The organism is Novosphingobium sp. BL-S-34, from assembly GCF_056857015.1.
The window spans coordinates 2,352,973-2,372,317 of record NZ_CM166472.1; the positions used below are offsets into that span (position 1 = coordinate 2,352,973).

Here is a 19,345-nt window from a genome sequence, read left to right on the forward strand (position 1 = left end):
CCACCATGGCAACCACCGTTCCAGAACATTTCCAAGGGCATGCCGATCATCACGGCCATGCCGACCACGACCACAAGCCGAGCTTCTTCGCGCGCTGGTTCATGTCCACCAACCACAAGGACATCGGCACGATGTACCTGATCTTCGCGATCTTCGCGGGGATCATCGGCGGTGCCTTCTCCGGCATGATGCGCATCGAGCTGGCCGAACCGGGCATCCAGTACCTCGATATCTTCGCGCGCTGGTTCGGCGCGACGAACCCTGATTTCAACTCGACGCTGCATGTCTGGAACGTGCTCATCACCGCCCACGGCCTGATCATGGTGTTCTTCATGGTCATGCCGGCGATGATCGGCGGCTTCGGCAACTGGTTCGTGCCGCTCATGATCGGCGCGCCGGACATGGCCTTCCCGCGCATGAACAACATCTCGTTCTGGCTGACCGTGGCGGGCTTCATCTCGCTGCTGTGCTCCGCCTTCGTGCCCGGCGGCACGGGTCTCGGCGCGGGTACCGGCTGGACGGTCTATGCGCCGCTCTCGACCACCGGCTCGCCCGGTCCCGCGGTCGATTTCGGCATCTTCGCGCTGCACCTTGCCGGTGCCGGCTCGATCATGGGCGCGATCAACTTCATCACCACGATCTTCAACATGCGTGCTCCCGGCATGACCATGCACAAGATGCCGCTGTTCGTGTGGTCGGTGCTGGTCACCGCCTTCCTGCTGCTGCTCTCGCTGCCGGTCCTGGCCGCCGCGATCACCATGCTGCTGACCGACCGCAACTTCGGCACCACCTTCTTTGATCCTTCGGGCGGCGGCGATCCGGTGCTCTACCAGCACCTGTTCTGGTTCTTCGGCCACCCCGAAGTCTACATCATGATCCTGCCCGGCTTCGGCATCATCTCGCAGATCGTCTCGACCTTCTCGAAGAAGCCGGTGTTCGGCTACCTCGGCATGGCCTACGCCATGGTCGCCATCGGCGTGGTCGGCTTCATCGTCTGGGCGCACCACATGTACGCCACCGGCATGTCGGTGAACACCAAGATGTACTTCACCGCCGCCACCATGGTCATCGCGGTGCCCACGGGCATCAAGATCTTCTCGTGGATCGCGACGATGTGGGGTGGTTCGGTCGAGTTCAAGAGCCCGATGGTCTGGGCCATCGGCTTCATCTTCCTGTTCACCGTCGGCGGCGTGACCGGCGTGGTGCTGGCGAACGGCGGCGTCGACGACGTGCTGCACGACACTTACTACGTCGTGGCGCACTTCCACTACGTGCTGTCGCTGGGTGCCGTCACCGCGCTCTTCGCCGGGTTCTACTACTGGTTCCCGAAGATGAGCGGCCGGATGCATTCCGAGTTCCTCGCCCACGTCCACTTCTGGATCTTCTTCATCGGCGTGAACATGATCTTCTTCCCGATGCACTTCCTCGGGCTGCAGGGCATGCCGCGTCGCTATCCGGACTATGCCGAGGCGTACCAACACTGGAACCACGTCGCGACGATCGGCTACATGGTCATGGCGACCAGCCTGGTGGTCTGGCTGATCAACATGCTCTATGCCTTCACGGCCGGTCGCAAGGCCGAGGACAGCTACTGGGGCGAAGGCGCCACCACGCTGGAATGGACGCTGACCAGCCCGCCGCCGTTCCACCAGTTCGAGACGCTTCCCGTGATCGAGGAAGCTGCTCACCACTGATCGAAGCGTCGTCCCGGGGCTGACCCGGGACGACGCCCGATTCGCAAGGAACTCGCTTTTCGCGGCTTTGCGGGTGTATGGGGCCAACCACCATGACGACAACGAGTCCCTCTCCCGCCGCAACGCTCCCCGCCGATTGGCGCGATCTTTTCGCGCTGACCAAGCCGCGGGTGATGAGCCTGGTGATCTTCACCGGCCTCTGCGGCCTGCTTGCCGCGCCGGAACGGATCCATCCGGTCCTCGCCTTCACCGCCATCCTCTGCATCGCCATGGGCGCCGGCGGTGCCGCCGCGCTGAACCAGTGGTGGGAGGCCGATCTCGACGCCGGGATGAAGCGCACGGCGAAGCGCCCCCTGCCGCAAGGCCGGCTGGACCGCACGACCGCGCGCGATTTCGCGGGCGTGCTCTGCGCCGTCTCGGTCTTCCTGATGGGCTTTGCAGTCGGCTGGTTGCCCGCAGCGATCCTGGCGATCTCGATCGTCTACTATGCCGTCATCTACACGATCTGGCTCAAGCCGCGCACACCGCAGAACATCGTGATCGGCGGCGGCGCCGGGGCCTTCCCGCCGCTGATCGGCTGGGTGGCCGTCACCGGCGAGATCACGCTGATGCCGGTGCTGCTGTTCGCCATCATCTTCTTCTGGACCCCGCCGCACTTCTGGGCGCTCGCGCTCTTCGTGAAGAGCGATTACGCCAAAGTCGGCATCCCGATGATGCCGGTGGTCGCGGGCGAGAAGGCGACGCGGCACCAGATCCTGCTCTACGCCGTCCTCCTGCTGCCGCTTTCGGCGCTGCCCTGGTGGTTCGGCGCCCATGCGATCTACGGCGTTTCCGCCCTGGTCCTCTCCACGCTGTTCCTGGCGCTTTCCATCCGTGTCGGCCTGCGTGAACGCAGCGGGCCGGACGATGACATGAAGCCGGAAAAGCAGCTTTTCGCCTATTCGGTGCTCTACCTCTTCGCCCTGTTCGCGGCGCTGGTGGTGGATCGCTTCATCGTCCTGTGAAAGATCGAAGCATGAACGACGTCCAGCAGCCCGATCCCCGCACGCCGCAGCAGATTCGCCGGAGCCGCAACCGCGTGCTGGCGCTCAGCCTGGCGGGCTTCGTGGTGCTGGTGTTCTTCATCTCGATCGCGAAGATGAGCTGATGGCAGGCGCAGCCGCTCCTTCCACCGACGGCAAGACGCGCAGCAACCGGCGCGTCGCTTTCATCGCCCTGTCGATGGCTCTCGGCATGCTGGGGCTGGGCTATGCCTCGGTGCCGCTCTACCGGATCTTCTGCCAGGTGACCGGCTATAACGGCACCACCCGCCGGGCGGACGAGGCGCAGGCGGCAGCCGTGCAGGTGACCGACAAGACCGTGTCGATTCGCTTCGACGCCAATGTCGAGCGCGACATGCCCTGGCAGTTCAAACCGCTCCAGCGCACTGACACGGTGACCATCGGCGAGCGCGACATGGCGCTTTTCTGGGCCAAAAACGATTCGGACAAAGTGATCACCGGCACGGCGAGCTTCAATGTGGAGCCCGAGCAGGCGGCGCGCTACTTCAACAAGATCCAGTGTTTCTGCTTCACCGAACAGACGCTCCAGCCGGGCGAAGCGGTGAAGATGCCGGTGATCTACTACGTCGATCCGGCGTTCCTGAACGACCCGGATAACAAGGACGTGGAGCAGATCACGCTGAGCTATACCTTCCATGTCACCAGCACCTCGGATGCAAAGACACTGGACCACAGCCAAACGGGCGGTTAAGTCCCGGTACGGGAAACAAATCACGGGGGGAGCATTACCCCACCGGAAGAATCGAACACTGAAGTTTCGAGAACGGGGACGAAGGCACCATGGCCGGTACCAAGAATCACGATTACCATATTCTGCCGCCGGACATTGCGCCGCTGGCGACCACCATCGGTGCGCTCACGTTCACTTCGGGCATGGTCCTGTTCATGCACGACATGGCGGGCGGCGAGTTCGTGCCCTGGCTGGGCCTCGCGATCCTGCTCGCCTCGATGTTCATGTGGTTCTCCAAGATCGTCAATGAAGCCCATGCCGGCGATCACACGCCGGTCGTGCAGCTTCACCAGCGCTACGGCATGATCCTGTTCATCGCTTCGGAAGTGATGTTCTTCGTCGGCTGGTTCTGGGCCTTTTTCGACTTCTCGCTGTTCCCTTCGACGCTTGCCGAAGTGGTCGGTGGCCAGTGGCCGCCCAAGGCGATCGAAGCCGTCATGGACCCGTTCGACCTGCCGCTGCTCAACACGCTGATCCTGCTCTGCTCGGGCACGACCGTCACCTGGGCGCACCATTCGCTGATCCACGGTGACCGTGAAGGGCTGAAGAAGGGGCTCTGGGCCACGATCCTGCTCGGCCTGCTGTTCTCCAGCATCCAGGCCTACGAATATATCCATGCGCCCTTCCCCTTCGGGAAGAACACCTATGGCTCGGCCTTCTACATGGCCACGGGCTTCCACGGCTTCCACGTCATCGTCGGCACCATCATGCTGATCGTTTGCCTGAAGCGCACCTACAACGGCGATTTCACGCCGCGCCAGCACTTCGGCTTCGAAGCCGCGGCCTGGTACTGGCACTTCGTGGACGTGGTCTGGCTGTTCCTTTTCATCGCCATCTACGTCTGGGGCGGCTGGGGCTATCCCACGCACTGACCGGCCGGCCTGCCGGTCAACGGCAGTCCCATCGTTCGAACAGGAGGGCAGCCGCGCACCGCGTCTGCCCTCTTTCGGTTGAATGACCCAAGGAACGTCCATGCGCCCGATCCCCCTGATCCCCACGTTCCTGGTGCTGGTGGCGGTGACCGTCATGGTCTCGCTTGGCTTCTGGCAGTTGCGCCGCCTTCACGAGAAGGAGGCTTTGCTGGCGCACTATGCCAGCGCCAAAGGCGCGGCGCAGGAAGTGGCATGGCCGCGCGATCGGGCCGGGCAGGAAGACCTGCTGTACCGCCGCGCCCGGCTCGACTGCGCGACCGTGACTGGCCATTCGAGCATCGCCGGCCGCAACGACAAGGACGAATCGGGCGCGGCACAAACGGCGGACTGCACCCTTGCGGATGGAACCCGTGCCCTGGTCGTGCTTGGATGGTCGCGCTTGCCGATGGCGGCGGGCGGCTGGGAAGGCGGCCCGGTTCACGGCATCGTGGCGCCGGGCCCTCGGCTCGTGGCGGCTCCTCCGCTTGCAGGGCTGGAGGCGAATGCCATTCCCGATCCCTCGGAAATTCCCAACAACCACTTCGCTTATGCGATCCAGTGGTTCCTCTTCGCGGCGACCGCGCTGGTGATCTACACGCTGGCGTTGATGAAGCGGGGGCAGAAGTAAGCTCGCACGCCATTCGCAGGCGGCCGGCGCGGCGCGCCGCGAGACGATGATGCGCGGCGTCGAGAGTGGCCGTGAGCTGCCCGCACTCTGGCCGCGGCTTAGTTGCCCGCCTCGATCGGTCCCGATCTACGCCCCCCTTTAGGAATTGTTCGCGCGCCAGCCCAACGACAGGCTTTTCATTTCGCGCCCCTGCGGCTAACCGCGCCACCATGGATTACATCAGCACCCGCGGCAGCGCACCGGCGCTCGATTTCGAAGGCGCCACGCTCGCCGGCCTCGCATCGGACGGCGGCCTTTATGTGCCGCGTGAGTGGCCGCGCTTTTCCGGCGAAGAGATCGCCGCGATGGCGGGCCTGCCTTATGCCGAGCTGGCGGCGAAAATCATGTTCCCCTTCGTCGAGGGCAGCCTGACCTACGACCGGCTGCTGGAACTGACCACCCAGGCTTACGGCCGCTTCGCGCACAAGGCGGTGACGCCGCTGAAGCAGCTCGATGAGCAGCAGTGGGTGCTGGAACTGTTCCATGGCCCGACGCTGGCGTTCAAGGACGTGGCGCTGCAACTGCTGGGCCTACTGTTCGAGGAATTCCTCGGCCGTTCGGAGCGTAACCTGACGATCGTCGGCGCCACTTCGGGCGATACCGGATCGGCCGCGATCGACGCGGTGGCCGGCCGCGCCAAGGTCGACATCTTCATGCTGCACCCCAAGGGCCGCGTGTCCGACGTGCAGCGCCGCCAGATGACGACGGTGCTGGCGCCCAACGTCCACAATATCGCCATCGACGGCTCGTTCGACGACGCGCAGGCCACCGTGAAGCGCATGTTCAACGACAAGGCGATGACTGACCGCTTCGCCATCGGCGCGGTGAACTCGATCAACTGGGCGCGCCTGATGGCCCAGGTGGTTTACTACTTCGCTGCCGGCCTCCAGCTGGGTGCGCCGCACCGCAAGGTCGCCTTCTCGGTGCCGACCGGCAACTTCGGCGACGTCTTCGCCGGCTATGTCGCCGCGCAGATGGGCCTCCCGGTCGAGAAGCTGATCGTCGCCACCAATGTGAACGACATTCTCCACCGCGCGCTGGCAGACGGCGACTATTCGCAGGGCACCGTCACGCCCACCGCCGCGCCCTCGATGGACATTCAGGTCTCGTCGAACTTCGAACGCCTGCTGTTCGACCTGGGCGGCCGCGACGGCAAGGCTCTGGCCGCGCAGATGGCCGGGTTCGAATCGACCAAGGCCATGCAGCTCACCAACGCGCAGCGCGAGGGCGCGGCCGCGCTGTTCGCTTCTGCCCGTACCGATGCCGACGAGATGGCCTCCACCATCCGCTGGGCCTGGGAGAACTGCGGCGAACTCATCGATCCGCATACCGCCTGCGGCCTCTTCGCGGCGCGCAACGCCGGAATCGACGCGAGCGTCCCGGTGGTCACGCTGGCGACCGCGCATCCCGCCAAGTTCCCGGACGCCGTCGAGCGTGCCACCGGCCAGCGCTCGGGCCTGCCCGCGCGCGTCGGTGACTTGTTCGAGCGCGAGGAAAAGTGCGTCGAACTCACCGGCGACTACGATTCGATCGCCACATTCGTGGCCGAGCACGCGAGCCCGAAGGTCTGATGGCACGCCTCGAAACCCAACCCGTCATCCTCGCCGGAGAGGGCTGGGACGATTACGGCCTTGTCGATTCGGGCCACGGCCGCAAGCTGGAGCGCTATGGCGACTACCGCTTCGTGCGCCCCGAACCGCAGGCGATGTGGACGCCGCGCCTTGAAAACTGGGATGCGCACGGCGAATTCGTGCCCGGCTCGGACGAGGATGGCGGCGGCCGCTGGCAGTTCGACAAGGCCGTGCCGCGTGACGGTTGGCCGCTCGCCTGGAACGAAGTCAGCTTCACCGCGCAGTGCACGCCGTTCCGCCATCTCGGCTTCTTCCCGGACATGGCGCCGGTTTGGGACTGGATGCGCGAGATGCTGGCCGGTCGCGACGATGCCAATACGCTGAACCTGTTCGGCTACACGGGCGTCGGCACCCTGGCGCTTTCGGCGCACGGCCCCGTGACCCATGTCGATGCGTCGAAGAAGTCAGTCGGCCAAGCGCGCGAGAATGCGGCGCTGGCCGGGCTTCAGGATCGTCCGGTTCGCTGGATGATCGACGATGCCGCCAAATTTGCCGCGCGCGAAGTGCGCCGGGGCAAGCGGTACGACGGCATCATTCTCGATCCCCCGAAGTTCGGCCGCGGCCCGACCGGCGAGACGTGGCGCCTGGAGGAGAACCTCCCCGGCCTGCTCGCCGATTGCCGCCAATTGCTCGACGCGGACAGCAAGTTCCTGTTCCTCACCGTCTATGCCGTGCGCATGTCCTCGCTGGCGTTGGCCGGGCTGATGGAAGAACTGTTCCGCGACCTGCCGGGCACCATCGAGCACGGCGACCTTTCCGTTCGCGAGGACGGCGTCTCTGAAAACGACGGGGGCCGCCTGCTGCCGACGGCAATCTTCGCGCGCTGGCGCAATAACGGCTAAAGGCCCCCGCCATGCACCTCACCGCCATGACCGATTCGCTCATTCTGGAAGTCGCCGATTTCGAACACGATGTCCTTACCGGCATCTATTCGGAAGAGACCGGCAAGCCGCAGCCGCTGCGCTTCACGATCTCCGTGCAGCTGAAGCCCATCGATCGCTACGCGCCCGATACCCCGCTCACGGCCAGCAAGAACTACATGGACCTCAAGTTCGCGGCCAGCGAAGCGCTGCCGCAGGGCGTCCACTTCAAGCTGATCGAAGCCGTGGCCGATCACGTCTGCGAAACGCTGTTCCTCCAGGACGAGCGGGTCGAGGCCGTGACGGTGAAGATCGTCAAGCTCGCGATCGCCGAAGCGGGCGAGAAGATCGGCATGACGCTCACCCGGCATCGCCGCTGAGCCGTGATCCTGCGCGTCGGACCTCTGGCGGAAGACCCGCTCGATGCCGCCGCGCAGTTCCATGCCGATATCCTGCCGCAGGTCCGCGCCGCGCTGGCGGCGGAGGCTGACCTGACGCTGGTCTTCGCCCCGGCCGGGCACGAGCATCGCGGCTGGCGGCTGTCCGTGATCCAGGCGCTGGCCCGCAGCCACGCGCCGCGGCGGGTAAACGCCCTGACCGGAGCAGGCGAGGCGGCCATCGCCGCCGCCGCTGCCTGGCTGGCCGAGGCTCCGGGCGTGACCGGGCAATACCTCCCCCTCGACGGCTCCCATTCTTTCGCTTGATGGGAATGGTGCACGGGGCCTACTATATGGGCTTCCATGAGCACTGCTGCGCCTCTCATTGACCAGTTCCAGCGCCGAATCACCTATCTGCGGCTTTCGGTGACGGATCGGTGCGACTTGCGCTGCGCTTATTGCATGCCGGAACGCATGACCTTCCTGCCCAGGAAGGACGTGCTCACACTGGATGAACTGCACGAGCTGTCGCTGGGGTTCATTGCGCGCGGCGTGACCAAGCTGCGGCTGACCGGGGGTGAGCCGCTGGTGCGGCGGGACATGATCGAACTGGTCCGCGCGCTCGGCCGCAAGCTGGGCCACGGCCTGGAAGAACTGACGCTCACCACCAATGGCACGCGCCTGCCCGAATTCGCGGACGACCTGTTCGCGGCGGGTGTGCGGCGAATCAACGTCTCGCTCGACACGCTGGACCGCGCGGTGTTCGAGAAGCTGACCCGGCGCGATTCGCTGCCGCAAGTGCTGGAAGGCCTGAAGGCCGCCAAGGCGGCAGGCTTGCGGGTGAAGATCAACACGGTCGCGCTCAAGGACGTGAACGAGCGGGAAATTCCCCGGATCGTTGCTTGGGCTCACGAGCAGGGATTCGAATCCACGCTGATCGAGGTCATGCCGCTGGGCGAAGTGGAGGAAGACCGTTTCGACCACTACCTGCCTTTGTCTGAAGTTCGCGCCGATCTCGAGGAGCGCTGGACGCTGCATCCCAGTCTCCACCGCACCGGCGGCCCCGCCCGCTACTTCGACGTGGCGGAAACCGGTGGCCGCATCGGCCTCATCACGCCGCTTACCCAGAATTTCTGCGAGGGCTGCAACCGCCTGCGCGTCACGGCGACAGGGCAGCTATATGCCTGCCTCGGTGGTAACGAGCAGGTGGACTTGCGTGCGGCGCTGCGCAGCGCCGATCCGCAGGCCGGGCTGGACGCCGCTCTCGACACGGCGATGCGGATCAAGCCGGAGCGTCACCATTTCGCCATCGACCGGCGCGGCGCGGCGCCGGCGCTGGCCCGGCACATGTCGATGACCGGCGGCTGACATGGCGCTTGAACTCGTGTTTCTCGGCCGGCTGGAAGATCTGGCCGGCAACTCCGGCCGTGCGGTACCCTTCGCGCCTTCGCTGGCGGCGGTGATCGCAGCCTTGGAGCCGGACCTCTCCGCCGCCGTCAAGGAACCGCGCATCCGCTACGCCGTGAACGGCACGCTCGTGCAAGGCGACGTGGAACTGCGCGAGGGGGACGAAGTGGCTTTCCTACCCCCGGTTTCCGGCGGCTGAGGTGAGCAGCACGGTTCGCCTGTCCACCGATCCCTTCGATCCTGCCGAAGCGCTGCGCCAGTTCGCCGCGGGGGTGCCGCAGGCGGGCGGTATCGTCAGCTTTCTGGGGCAGGTTCGCGAGGGCGGCGGCGTGGAAGCGCTCGAACTGCGGCACTATGCGCCGCTGACCCTGCCCGCGATGGAAGCGCTTGCCGCGCGAGTGCGTGAGCGCTGGTCGCTGGACGGTCTGCTGGTCATCCATCGCAGCGGTACCATGCAGCCGGGTGAACCGATCGTCCTGGTCGCTGCTGCCGCGCGCCACCGCCGCGATGCTTTCGCTGCGGCCGATTTCGCGATGGACCATCTCAAGAGCGAATCGTGGTTCTGGAAGCGCGAGAAAGTGGCGGGCGAATGGCGCTGGATCGAACCGCGCCCACAGGACATCGAAGACCTCGCACGCTGGGCCTGATCGCGGGGCGTCCGATAGCCTGAGGCGGACCCCGTTTCGTAACTTTTCCGCGGTTTGACCGGCATCAATTCCTCCGGCGCGTAAACGGCCCATGGGTGCTCCACAAGGAGATCACGCCATGACGCAACGTCTCGACAAGCAACAACTTCGCGAACTGGCCATCGCGGTCAGCTTGCCCGGTGGCGCCAGCCCGTCGCCTGCGTCCGTCGATCGCGGTTTCGGCCTGCCGACGGGCCTCTACCTCGCGACCGTCGCGCTCTATCTCGGCTTCATCGGCGTCATGGCCGCCTCGTTCCTCAATCCGGAACTGGCGATCCCGATGGTGATCTTTGCGGGCTTCGTCGTCTTCGCCTTCGCCCTGGCCGGCTACTGGACGCGCATGAAGCCCGCAAACGATACCGCGCCGCCCGATTGGGCGCAGTTCCGCGCGCGCGGCATCGAAACTTCGAGCGGAAGGCTGACTGCGGGCGAGGCGACCGTTCAGGTCCTCCTGCTTCCCGTGCTGATCCTGGGCTGGGGACTGGCCGTCGCGGTCATAGTTGCCCTGAGGTGATCCTGCCTCCCGTTTCCCGACCTGAGCCGGGGGGCTTCCGGTCGGGAGCGGTCCGTTCGGACGACCCCTCCCTCGCAAGGGGGAGGGGTTTTTCGTGTCTCGACGCCTTGGAATGCGGGGCGAGGTTCAGGTCTTGAGGCGGGCGTCGAGGCCGGTGATGACGTCGTTCTGCGTGTTCACGAGGCCCTGGACCTGGCTGCGCGCGGTATCGATGGCGAGGGCGCTGGGCGATTCGTCCACCGGCTCGGCCTGCCGGGCATCGGCATAGAGCGAATCGAGATCCGCCAGGGCGGCAACGGCACTGTCGCGGCTGGACTGAAGGGCCGCCACGGCCACTTGCGCCGAAATCCACGCATCGCTCGTGCGCGAGGACCGGGCCGCAGCCGCCACGGCGCGATCGGCGGCGGGGCGCTTGGCCGCGAACTGCTTGTCCGCGTCGCGCGCGGCGGCAACCAGTCCGTCGATTCGGGTGGTGAGGTCGGCCGTGGGCGGGGGCAACTGCACGGGCGGCGGCGTGGGCTCGGCCGCGGCGGGCATGGCGGAGCGTTCCACCGCGCGATAGGACAGGGAGGGATAGCTCCCCGCCGTCGAGCAGGCGCTCAGGCCAAGGGCCAGCATGCCGAGGGCCAGCGCCCCCAGGGGCTGCATGGGCGCCAGCGTTCGCGCGGCTATGGGGGAAGCCTTCCGATTCGCGGGGCAGGGCGGGATCAGCGGCTGGAAACGGGCTGGTACGCGGGTCATGGTGCTGCCATAGCATGGTCATGGCCGATCGCGAGGGCCAATCCATGGCCATCCAAGCGGATGTCCGGGTTGAATCGCGTTTCGCGGCCTGTGCCGGGCGACTCCTTGGTTGACACGAATCGGGTGGTGGACTAACGGCACCCTTCTTTCCGGTACCCCGTGCAAATGGGGACGCCGGTGCGTCGCCCGCAAGGCTCCACGGTTCCTTCCTGGACCAGAGCGGCCGGGGCAGAGTTGTTTCGGCCTGTTTAGGGCTCATTGATATTAGGTAAGGGCACCATGTTCGCAGTTGTGCGCACGGGCGGCAAGCAGTATCGGGTTGCCGCCGGAGACAAGATCGCGGTTGAAAAGCTGGCTGGTGAAGCCGGTGAGACCATCACGCTGGGCGACGTTCTGCTCGCCGGCAACGACGGCGAAGTCGCTGACGCCTCGAAGATCACGGTTTCGGCCGAGATCATCGCTCAGGCCAAGAGCGAAAAGGTCGTGGTGTTCAAGAAGCGCCGCCGCCACAACTATCGTCGCAAGAACGGCCACCGCCAGCAGATGACCCTGCTGCGCATCGTGTCCGTCGCCTGAGCCAAAGATCGGAAGGACTGAGCAATGGCACATAAGAAAGCAGGCGGTTCGTCGCGCAACGGTCGCGACTCTGCGGGCCGCCGCCTTGGCGTTAAGAAGTTCGGCGGTCAGGAAGTGATCGGCGGCAACATCATCATCCGTCAGCGCGGCACCCGCGTGTACCCGGGCGTGAACGTCGGCATGGGCAAGGATCACACCCTGTTCGCACTCGCCGAAGGTCGCGTGCGTTTCCACGACGGTAAACTCGGCCGTAAGTACGTCTCGGTAGACGCTATGGCAGAAGCCGCCGAATAATCGGATGGTCGATCAAAGGGCCATCCTGACGGGATGGCCCCGCCGATCTTCTTGAGATCGGCTGAACGAGGGAGAGGGGCCTGCCCGTCTCCCTCTTTTCGTGTCTCCCTCTCGCACGGCGCAACTGTCTTACAGAGCGACTAAGTCGTACATTTTCTTACGAATTTGCACGGATATTTCGGGCTCTCCGGACGTTGTGCGTAATCGCAATGTCACGCGCAAACCTTAGGAAAGGCGCGGGGCGGATGAGTGGAGATACTCTATGTTCGTTCGCAGCGAACGGCTGTTTCTGCGGCCCGGCTGGCCCGAGGACCAGGACGAGTTCCTGGCCTTGATCGACGACGAAAGCGTCGTGCGCAATCTGACGCGCGCGCCCTGGCCCTATACCGGCGAAGACGCCCGGCGCTTTCTGGATGCCGCGCCGGACATGCTGCTGCCGCGTTTCCTGATCACCCAGCCCGGCTCGCACGGCACGCGCATCATCGGCTGCATCGGCTTGTCCTTGCTCGATGGCGAAGCGAACCTGGGCTACTGGATCGCCCGCGACCATTGGGGGCAGGGATTTGCGGGCGAAGCCGCGCGCGCGGTGCTCTCGCTGGCCCGCGCCATCGGCCACAAGCGTATCGTCGGCAGCCACTTCGTCGACAACCCGGCCTCGGGCCGCGTGCTTGAAAAGGTGGGATTCCGGCCCACCGGGCGCGTGCTCGAACGCTACAGCGAAGGGCGCGCTGCAAGCTGCCTCTCGCGCGAATATGCCGTCGAGTTCGATTCGCCGAGCGATTGCGGCGACGATTGCGACAATTCCGGCCTAGGCAGCGCCCAGGCCATGGCGCCCAAGCGCGCCGCCTGACCTTTGTCGCGTCCCCGGCCCTGCCCGGCCGGGGACGAGGATTGTTCCAAATCCCTGAAAAGACACGACTGCCGGATCGCGGTTCACCGGCGCGCGATCGCCGGTCGACTTCTCGCGTCCGGCCGCAGCAAAAGCCGTGCATTGCAACTGGCTTTGTGCATAGTGTGTCCTGCGGACAAAATAGAAAAACGGAGAACCGTCACATGTTCATCCGCACGGAGAGATTGTTCCTGAGGCCCGGCTGGCCGGAAGACTTCGACGAACTGGTGAACGCCATTTCGGAGGAGACGGCCCAGCGCAACCCCGGCGTAGGCGAATTGCCGCGCTCGACGCGCGCCATGCGCGACTATCTGGCCAAGCCGCGCGATCCGTGCCTGCCTCACCTCGTCATGTATCTGCGCGCGCCCGGCGGCCCGAAGCTCGTGGGCGGCATCGGTCTCGGCCGGATCGAGAACGAAGTGGAACTGGGCTACTGGATCGCACCGGCCCATCGCGGGCGGGGCTTCGCGCGGGAAGCCGTGCGCGCCGTGCTCGCCCAGGCGCGAACGCTGGGGCATAGGCGCGTGGTCGCCAGCCATTTTGCAGACAATCCGGCCACGCTGGATGTGCTGCAGGAGGCCGGTTTCGCGGATTCCGGGCAGGAGCGGGAGCGTTTCGCCCAAGGCAGGGCCATGCCGATCCGCGCGCGGATCTATGTTGCCAACCTTGGGGAGCGGCCGTTCCTGCGGGCGCCGATGCCGACGAACGTGCTTTCGGCCTGATCGTTCCGGTCAGGCCGCAGGCTCAAGCCCCGAAATTCAGGCCTGCAGTTCGAGCCACTTCGGCGCGATCAGCGGATCGATGTCCTCCACGCGCAAGTGGTCCACCGCCAGCCCCAGTTCGGGATAGGCGGCGCGGCGGCGTTTCTCGTCCGAGCGGGCCAGCGGCACCACGATCAGCCGGCGGTTGACCTTCTGCCGCCAGTTCATGCGCGCGGTGTTCTCCTGGCCCACGTAGCAGCCCTTGGTGAAACTGACGCCGTGCAGTTCGACCGCGTTGCATTCCAGCCAGAGCGTCTCACCGTCGCCGAGTTCGGCGCGGCCTTCGGGTACGCCCATGGCGAGCCGGTGGGCGCGCCATGCCGCATCGGCGCCTTCGAATTCCGAGGGATCGGTTGGGTCGACCGGAGCGATCCAGCGTTCGCCCAAGCCATGGTGGCGGGGGTCCGGGGCGGCGCCGTCGCCCGTATGCGGGCGCCAGTGGACGGCAAGGGTATCGTCGCGCGCGATGTCGATGGCCCGGCGCAGGCGGTACATCGACAAGCGCTTGACCAGCGCCTCGGCCGCTTCCGCCTCGCAATCGATCAGCAGGCCGTGCCCGCCCGGCCAGACCAGGAAGTCGAACAGCGCCTTGCCTTGCGGGGAGAGCAGCGCGGCCCAGGTGGGCAGCACGCCCTTCACGTCGGCGGTGACGAGCCCTTGCAGGAACTCGGCAACGTCTTCGTTCGAATCGGGGCGGGGGGAGAGCCGGATAACGGCGCGGTCGAACAGGCGGCTGGCGGTCATGGCCGATAAGTGGGGCAGGGCGGCGGACTGCGCAAGTGTCCGAATGACAGGCCGGAAAAGCTTGGGTGACGGCGTGGCCGGGAGGTGTGGTCAGGGACAGCCGGCAAGGCGTTCGCGGATTTCATCGAGAACCCAGAGGGCGGCGGGGCCCGGCGGGCTGTCCTTGCGCCAGAGTGCGACAAGGGCATAGTCCATCGTCGGCCGCTCGGGCAGGTGAAGCTCGACCAGCTCGCCGCTCGCGAGGTCTGCGGCGATGCGGTGGCGCGGCATGGAGCCCCAGCCGATTCCCTCCTTGAGCAGCGCATGCTTGGCGCCGAGATCGGCCAGCCGCCACGAACGCGGGCTGAATACCGAGAAATCGCGGCCCTCCGTCAGCGGGGAGCGGTCGGTCAGCACCAGCTGGAGGTGCTTGCGCGCCGCGCCGGGCGGAATCGGGCCGGGGTTCGCCAGGGGGTGACCAGGCGCGGCGACCGGCACCATTTCCACGGCGCCCACCGTCTCGCGCTGGATTTCCGGCAGGTCGAGAATATCGGGCCCGGCGATGGCCAGGGTGGCGCGCCGATCCATCACGAGCGCGGCGACGGCGCCCAGAGCCTCGACATGAAGGCGCAGCGGCACGCTGGGGAACATCACCTGAAAGTCGCGCAGCAGCTTGGCGAGGACATTGCCCGGCACCATGACGTCCACCGCCAGCGAGAGTTCGGCCTCCAGCCCCTGTCGCAGGCTGCGGACTTTGGCGAGCAGGGCATCGACGTCGTCGGCAATGGCATGGGCCTCGCTCAGCAGCGCCCGGCCCGATTCGGTGAGCCGGGGCTTTCGCGACCCCTCTCGCTCGAACAGGCGGACATCGAGCTGGGCCTCGAGCTGGGCGATGGCATAGCTCACCACCGAGATCGCCCGGCCCAGCTTGCGGGCCGCGCCGCCGAAGCTGCCCTCCTCGACGACGAGCAGGAATGTACGCAAGTGATCCAGACTGGGCGGGGCAATGTCGACCACGATGCGAAGCCTTCAGCTTAGTTGAACATCTCGATCGATTTTATCCCAATTATCCGATGACCCTGCAAGGGCTACCTGATGAGCAGGCAGACCGCATATCCGCGGCAGACTAACCCCCTTCAGGAGGGCCACATGATCGAAGTCCGTCCCTTCGCAAGCCTCGGCGCCGCCGACCACGGCTGGCTCGATGCCCATCACCACTTCTCCTTCGCCGACTATCACGATCCTGCGCGCACCAATTGGGGCCGTCTGCGGGTCTGGAACGACGACACCATCGGCCCGCGCGCCGGATTTCCGCCGCATCCGCACCGCGACATGGAGATCATCACTTATGTCCGCACCGGCGCGATCACGCACAAGGACAGCCTGGGCAACGAAGGCCGCACGGGCGCCGGCGACGTCCAGGTGATGAGCGCGGGCACCGGCATCGTCCACTCCGAGTTCAATCTCGAGGATGAGGCCACCACCCTGTTCCAGATCTGGATCCTGCCCGACGAACGCGGCGAGGCTCCGGGCTGGGGCGCGCGTCCTTTCCCCCGCGGCGATCGTGCCGGTCACTTCGTCACGCTCGCCAGCGGCATCGCCGGAGACGGGGATGCCCTGCCGATCCGCGCCGATGCCCGGGTTCTGGGCGCCACTGTCAAGGCGGGCGACAGCGTGACTTACCCGACCGAACCGGGCCGCCATCTCTATCTCGTCTCTGCAAGAGGCCGGATCCTGGTGGACGACGTCGAAGCGCAGCCGCGCGACGGCGTGGCGATCACCGGTCTCGACTCCATCACCGTGACCGCGATCGAGGACGCCGAACTCGTCCTTGTCGACGCGGCCTGAACTCTCTCCCGACACTCTCAACACCAAGGAAATCGACATGACCGGACGTATTGCCCATCCCAAGGTTGAAAAGCTGATCGTCAATCGCTGGTCGCCCCGTGCGTTCGATGGCAGCGAGATCCCGCAGGAAGACCTCGACGTGATCTTCGAAGCCGCCGGCTGGGCGCCTTCGGCCTATAACGTGCAGCCCTGGACCTTTCTCTATGCCCGCAAGGGCGACGCCAACTGGGACCTGCTGCTCTCGCAGCTGATCGACTTCAACCAGGGCTGGGCCAAGGACGCTTCGGCGATCGTCTACGTCGTGTCCGACAGCCAGATGCGTTCGGACAAGGGCAATTCGGACAACCACAGCCACAGCTTCGATGCCGGTGCGGCCTGGGCGCTGGCTGCCCTTCAGGCGCAGGCCCTGGGCTATCACACGCATGGCATGACCGGCCTGAAGTTCGGTGAGGCCGAAAAGGCGCTGGGCATTCCCGCCGACCACCGCCTCGAAGCCGCTTTCGCCATCGGCAAGATGGGTGACAAGAGCCAGCTTCCCGAGTTCCTGCAGGAGCGCGAAGTCGCCTCCGGCCGCAAGCCGGTGGCGGAAATCGCCAAGGCCGGCACTTTCGCCTGATCCAACCGGGCGTTCCGGCGCTCTCCTCTCCCTTTAGCTGGCCCTCCCTTTGCCAGCCTCGAGGCCCGATCCGCCACTCCCTTGGGCGGATCGGGCTTTTTCGTTCAGAACTTCCGCTTCACGCCGACCATGACCCGCTGGCTCTTGCTGCCGTCCGGCATCGAGGCGGAATCGAGGTGAACGTCGATCGAGGTGCCGCCGCCGATGTCCAGTCGGGCGCGGGGCGGTCCATCGGGAATGCTGTAGTCCGTCGAGAGCGGCGGCAGCCGTTCCTGTTCGGGATCGGGCGCGCAGACGACGATTTCGCCGGGCTTGCCCTCGGGGCAGCGGGGGCGGATAACGCTGAAACCCGCGGAGGGCGGCGCGCGCATCTGCCTAAGGTCGAATGCATCGACGGTCTGCTCGGTAACGGTGGGAGCGGAAGGTGCGGCGTCGATCGCTGGCATGGGAAGCTCCGGAGGGAACACGCAGGCAAACATTCGAAGATGGCCGATTTGCGGCAGGCCTGCGGTTTCCGGGCACCCGGCGATGACCAGACCCGTTACAATTCGTCTATCCGGGCCCCAAGCACGAGTCGCCTCGCCACGATGGAGGACATGGTTCATAGGGCGCCGCGACGGAAACCAAGTTCAGGAGAAGGGCCGGGTGGTGGCTCGAACGACAGCACGGTGGCGGGACGGATGGGGCAATAGCCGGATCGGCGGCCTGGTTGCAGGCGCGATCGGTCATCTCGGCTGGGTGCGCGGGGCCCTTGGCGGCATGCTGGGCATTGCCATTGCCGGCGGCGTGACGCTCCTGCTCGAAATGAAGGGACTGGAACAGGCGGGGCTTGCCGCGCTGCCGTTCCTTCTGGCGCCGCTCGGCGCTTCGGCGGTCCTGGTGTTCTGCGTGCCTGCCAGCCCGCTGGCGCAGCCCTGGTCAGTGGTTGGCGGAAACATGATCTCGGCCATCGTCGGGCTGACCGCGGGGCAATTGCTGGGGACGCCCTGGCTCGCGGCGTCTGTGGGCGTGGGACTGGCGATCGTGGCCATGTCGCTGACGCGCAGCCTGCATCCGCCCGGCGGCGCCTGCGCGCTGCTCTATGCGCTGGGGGCCACGGGCGACCAGTCCTGGGGCATCGGCCATCTCGTGCCGCTGGCGCTGAACCTGATATTCCTGTTCCAGTTCGGTTGGCTCTACAACAACCTGACCGGCCACCCCTGGCCGCACCGCGCGCCCAAAGTGCAGCACAAGACACCCGATCCTTATACGCGCGCGGATATCGAGGCCTTGCTGGCGGAATGGGACGAAGTGCTCGACGTCGAAGTCGACGATCTCGACGCCTTCGTCCAGGCGCTGCTGCGCAAGGGGAAGCAGGCCTGACCTGGCAGGCCTGCGCTCAGGCGGCGGCCTTGCGCTTGCGGGACAGCAGGTCCCAGCAGAACACCGCGATGGCCGTCCAGATGAACAGGAAGCAGAAAATCTGGACCGGCCGCAGCGGCTCTCCGAACACGAAGAGGCCAAGCAGGAATATGCCCGTCGGCGTCACGAACTGGATGAAGCCCAGCACCGAGAAGTCCAGCTTGCGAGCCGCGCCGGCGAAAAGCAGCAGCGGAATCCCGGTGACGATCCCGGCGCAGGCGAGCAGGAGGCTGATGTTCAGCGACTGCCCCATGGCCAGCCCCGCCGGGCCGGAAGCCTGCCAGCCCAGCAGGCCCAGCGCGGGAATCAGCAGCACCAGCGTCTCCACTGTCAGCCCCGGCAGCGATTCGACGGGGGCCAGTTTTCGCACCAGGCCGTAGCCGGCAAAGCTGAGGGCGATGCCCATGCTGATCCACAGCGTGTCCAGCGCGCCGCCCGCCAGCATGGCCACGCCGATGGCAGCGAGGCCGACCGCGGTCCATTGCAGGCGCGATAGCCGCTCGCGCAGGAAGATGGTGCCTGCCAGCACGTTGACCAGCGGATTGATGTAGTAGCCCAGGCTCGCCGCGATGACGTGGCCTTCCATCACCGCCAGGACGTAGATCAGCCAGTTGGTGCCGATCAGCAGGCCGCTGACGGCCAGCGTGCCGAGCAGGCGCGGATTGCCGAGCGCGGCCCGAAGCTGCGCACCCTGGCGCAGCACGGCGACCATGATGAGGCAGAAGGGCAGGGTGAACAGCAGCCGCCAGGCCACGACCTCGAACGGGGAAACCGCGTGGAGCATCGCGAAATAGAGCGGGAACAGGCACCAGATCAGATAGGCGCCGAAAGCCTGCGCAAGGCCGCCGCTACGGCGAGTGGTTTGGTGCTGCATCGAAAACCCCGTGGATCGTCCGGTGCGATAAGTGCCGAAAGGTCCGTCCGCAAGCAGTTCGTCGCAAGACGTTCCTCGCCTCGT

Annotated in this window: 26 protein-coding genes; 21 read left to right on the plus strand and 5 right to left on the minus strand. The window is 66.0% G+C overall.

Annotation, left to right across the window (positions count from 1 at the left end; all coding sequences use genetic code 11):
• The first annotated feature begins 5 nt into the window (after positions 1-5).
• The 14 genes from ctaD (at position 6) to AC1VV3_RS11240 (ending at position 10,538) form a co-directional block, all read left to right on the plus strand.
• A complete protein-coding gene (gene ctaD / locus AC1VV3_RS11175; protein WP_132268057.1) occupies positions 6-1,694 on the plus strand; it encodes a cytochrome c oxidase subunit I in 1,689 nt (562 codons plus the stop codon).
• Positions 1,695-1,786: 92 nt separating this feature from the next.
• Positions 1,787-2,698 carry a heme o synthase gene (locus AC1VV3_RS11180; RefSeq protein WP_132268059.1) on the plus strand — a complete coding sequence of 304 codons (912 nt, stop codon included), beginning with the start codon at positions 1,787-1,789 and terminating at the stop codon, positions 2,696-2,698.
• A gap of 11 nt (positions 2,699-2,709) precedes the next feature.
• Positions 2,710-2,841 carry a hypothetical protein gene (locus tag AC1VV3_RS11185; protein ID WP_279388332.1) on the plus strand — a complete coding sequence of 44 codons (132 nt, stop codon included), beginning with the start codon at positions 2,710-2,712 and terminating at the stop codon, positions 2,839-2,841.
• On the plus strand, positions 2,841-3,446 hold the full coding sequence (locus tag AC1VV3_RS11190; RefSeq protein WP_482961773.1) for a cytochrome c oxidase assembly protein: 606 nt from the start codon (positions 2,841-2,843) through the stop codon (positions 3,444-3,446). The genes AC1VV3_RS11185 and AC1VV3_RS11190 overlap by 1 nt, the downstream gene beginning before the upstream one ends.
• Positions 3,447-3,535: 89 nt before the next feature.
• Entirely contained in the window at positions 3,536-4,357 is an 822-nt protein-coding gene (locus tag AC1VV3_RS11195; protein ID WP_482961774.1) for a cytochrome c oxidase subunit 3, read from the plus strand.
• 100 nt (positions 4,358-4,457) lie between these two features.
• A complete protein-coding gene (locus AC1VV3_RS11200) occupies positions 4,458-5,024 on the plus strand; it encodes an SURF1 family protein (RefSeq protein ID WP_482961775.1) in 567 nt (188 codons plus the stop codon).
• Between the two features lie 209 nt (positions 5,025-5,233).
• The gene (thrC, locus tag AC1VV3_RS11205; RefSeq protein ID WP_482961776.1) at positions 5,234-6,634 is read left to right on the plus strand and encodes a threonine synthase; all 1,401 of its coding nucleotides are present in this window, start codon (positions 5,234-5,236) and stop codon (positions 6,632-6,634) included.
• Positions 6,634-7,536, plus strand: coding sequence for a class I SAM-dependent methyltransferase (locus AC1VV3_RS11210; RefSeq protein ID WP_482961777.1), 903 nt, complete (start codon positions 6,634-6,636; stop codon positions 7,534-7,536). The genes thrC and AC1VV3_RS11210 overlap by 1 nt, the downstream gene beginning before the upstream one ends.
• Positions 7,537-7,562: 26 nt before the next feature.
• A complete protein-coding gene (locus AC1VV3_RS11215; protein WP_134094150.1) occupies positions 7,563-7,934 on the plus strand; it encodes a dihydroneopterin aldolase in 372 nt (123 codons plus the stop codon).
• A gap of 3 nt (positions 7,935-7,937) precedes the next feature.
• Entirely contained in the window at positions 7,938-8,258 is a 321-nt protein-coding gene (locus AC1VV3_RS11220; protein ID WP_482961778.1) for a Rossmann fold domain-containing protein, read from the plus strand.
• Positions 8,259-8,294: 36 nt separating this feature from the next.
• Positions 8,295-9,299: a GTP 3',8-cyclase MoaA gene (gene moaA / locus AC1VV3_RS11225; protein ID WP_482961779.1), complete on the plus strand. Its 1,005-nt coding sequence runs from the start codon at positions 8,295-8,297 to the stop codon at positions 9,297-9,299.
• Position 9,300: 1 nt separating this feature from the next.
• Positions 9,301-9,537 carry a MoaD/ThiS family protein gene (locus AC1VV3_RS11230; protein ID WP_482961780.1) on the plus strand — a complete coding sequence of 79 codons (237 nt, stop codon included), beginning with the start codon at positions 9,301-9,303 and terminating at the stop codon, positions 9,535-9,537.
• 1 nt (position 9,538) lies between these two features.
• Positions 9,539-9,985 carry a molybdenum cofactor biosynthesis protein MoaE gene (locus AC1VV3_RS11235; protein ID WP_132268074.1) on the plus strand — a complete coding sequence of 149 codons (447 nt, stop codon included), beginning with the start codon at positions 9,539-9,541 and terminating at the stop codon, positions 9,983-9,985.
• Positions 9,986-10,103: 118 nt separating this feature from the next.
• Entirely contained in the window at positions 10,104-10,538 is a 435-nt protein-coding gene (locus AC1VV3_RS11240; RefSeq protein ID WP_482961781.1) for a hypothetical protein, read from the plus strand.
• 126 nt (positions 10,539-10,664) lie between these two features.
• On the opposite strand, the gene AC1VV3_RS11245 is transcribed toward AC1VV3_RS11240, so the two are convergent.
• Positions 10,665-11,279 carry a hypothetical protein gene (locus AC1VV3_RS11245; RefSeq protein WP_243654353.1) on the minus strand — a complete coding sequence of 205 codons (615 nt, stop codon included), beginning with the start codon at positions 11,277-11,279 and terminating at the stop codon, positions 10,665-10,667.
• A 279-nt stretch (positions 11,280-11,558) separates the two neighbouring features.
• Here AC1VV3_RS11245 and rplU point away from each other — a divergent pair, with 279 nt between their 5' ends.
• The 4 genes from rplU (at position 11,559) to AC1VV3_RS11265 (ending at position 13,760) form a co-directional block, all read left to right on the plus strand.
• A complete protein-coding gene (gene rplU, locus AC1VV3_RS11250) occupies positions 11,559-11,855 on the plus strand; it encodes a 50S ribosomal protein L21 (protein ID WP_132268078.1) in 297 nt (98 codons plus the stop codon).
• A gap of 24 nt (positions 11,856-11,879) precedes the next feature.
• Positions 11,880-12,149: a 50S ribosomal protein L27 gene (rpmA, locus tag AC1VV3_RS11255; RefSeq protein ID WP_021233962.1), complete on the plus strand. Its 270-nt coding sequence runs from the start codon at positions 11,880-11,882 to the stop codon at positions 12,147-12,149.
• Between the two features lie 262 nt (positions 12,150-12,411).
• A complete protein-coding gene (locus tag AC1VV3_RS11260) occupies positions 12,412-12,999 on the plus strand; it encodes a GNAT family N-acetyltransferase (RefSeq protein WP_482961782.1) in 588 nt (195 codons plus the stop codon).
• A gap of 203 nt (positions 13,000-13,202) precedes the next feature.
• Entirely contained in the window at positions 13,203-13,760 is a 558-nt protein-coding gene (locus AC1VV3_RS11265) for a GNAT family N-acetyltransferase (RefSeq protein ID WP_482961783.1), read from the plus strand.
• A gap of 36 nt (positions 13,761-13,796) precedes the next feature.
• Here the strand turns inward: AC1VV3_RS11265 and ygfZ are convergent, their stop codons facing one another.
• Both ygfZ and AC1VV3_RS11275 read right to left on the minus strand, forming a co-directional pair.
• Positions 13,797-14,543, minus strand: a complete 747-nt coding sequence (gene ygfZ, locus AC1VV3_RS11270) for a CAF17-like 4Fe-4S cluster assembly/insertion protein YgfZ (RefSeq protein WP_482961784.1) — start codon at positions 14,541-14,543, stop codon at positions 13,797-13,799.
• A gap of 90 nt (positions 14,544-14,633) precedes the next feature.
• Positions 14,634-15,539, minus strand: coding sequence for a LysR family transcriptional regulator (locus tag AC1VV3_RS11275; protein ID WP_442046420.1), 906 nt, complete (start codon positions 15,537-15,539; stop codon positions 14,634-14,636).
• A gap of 132 nt (positions 15,540-15,671) precedes the next feature.
• Between AC1VV3_RS11275 and AC1VV3_RS11280 the strand changes: the two genes are divergently transcribed.
• Together AC1VV3_RS11280 and AC1VV3_RS11285 are read left to right on the plus strand one after the other, a co-directional pair.
• Positions 15,672-16,370: a pirin family protein gene (locus AC1VV3_RS11280; RefSeq protein WP_442046419.1), complete on the plus strand. Its 699-nt coding sequence runs from the start codon at positions 15,672-15,674 to the stop codon at positions 16,368-16,370.
• A 37-nt stretch (positions 16,371-16,407) separates the two neighbouring features.
• On the plus strand, positions 16,408-16,986 hold the full coding sequence (locus AC1VV3_RS11285; RefSeq protein ID WP_482961785.1) for a nitroreductase family protein: 579 nt from the start codon (positions 16,408-16,410) through the stop codon (positions 16,984-16,986).
• A gap of 104 nt (positions 16,987-17,090) precedes the next feature.
• On the opposite strand, the gene AC1VV3_RS11290 is transcribed toward AC1VV3_RS11285, so the two are convergent.
• A complete protein-coding gene (locus AC1VV3_RS11290; RefSeq protein WP_442046418.1) occupies positions 17,091-17,432 on the minus strand; it encodes a hypothetical protein in 342 nt (113 codons plus the stop codon).
• Positions 17,433-17,634: 202 nt separating this feature from the next.
• Here AC1VV3_RS11290 and AC1VV3_RS11295 point away from each other — a divergent pair, with 202 nt between their 5' ends.
• Positions 17,635-18,348, plus strand: coding sequence for an HPP family protein (locus tag AC1VV3_RS11295; protein ID WP_482961786.1), 714 nt, complete (start codon positions 17,635-17,637; stop codon positions 18,346-18,348).
• Between the two features lie 16 nt (positions 18,349-18,364).
• Here AC1VV3_RS11295 and rarD read toward each other — a convergent pair whose 3' ends face one another.
• Complete coding sequence (gene rarD, locus AC1VV3_RS11300) at positions 18,365-19,261, minus strand: EamA family transporter RarD (RefSeq protein ID WP_132268092.1); 897 nt, start codon at positions 19,259-19,261, stop codon at positions 18,365-18,367.
• Positions 19,262-19,345: the final 84 nt, after the last annotated feature.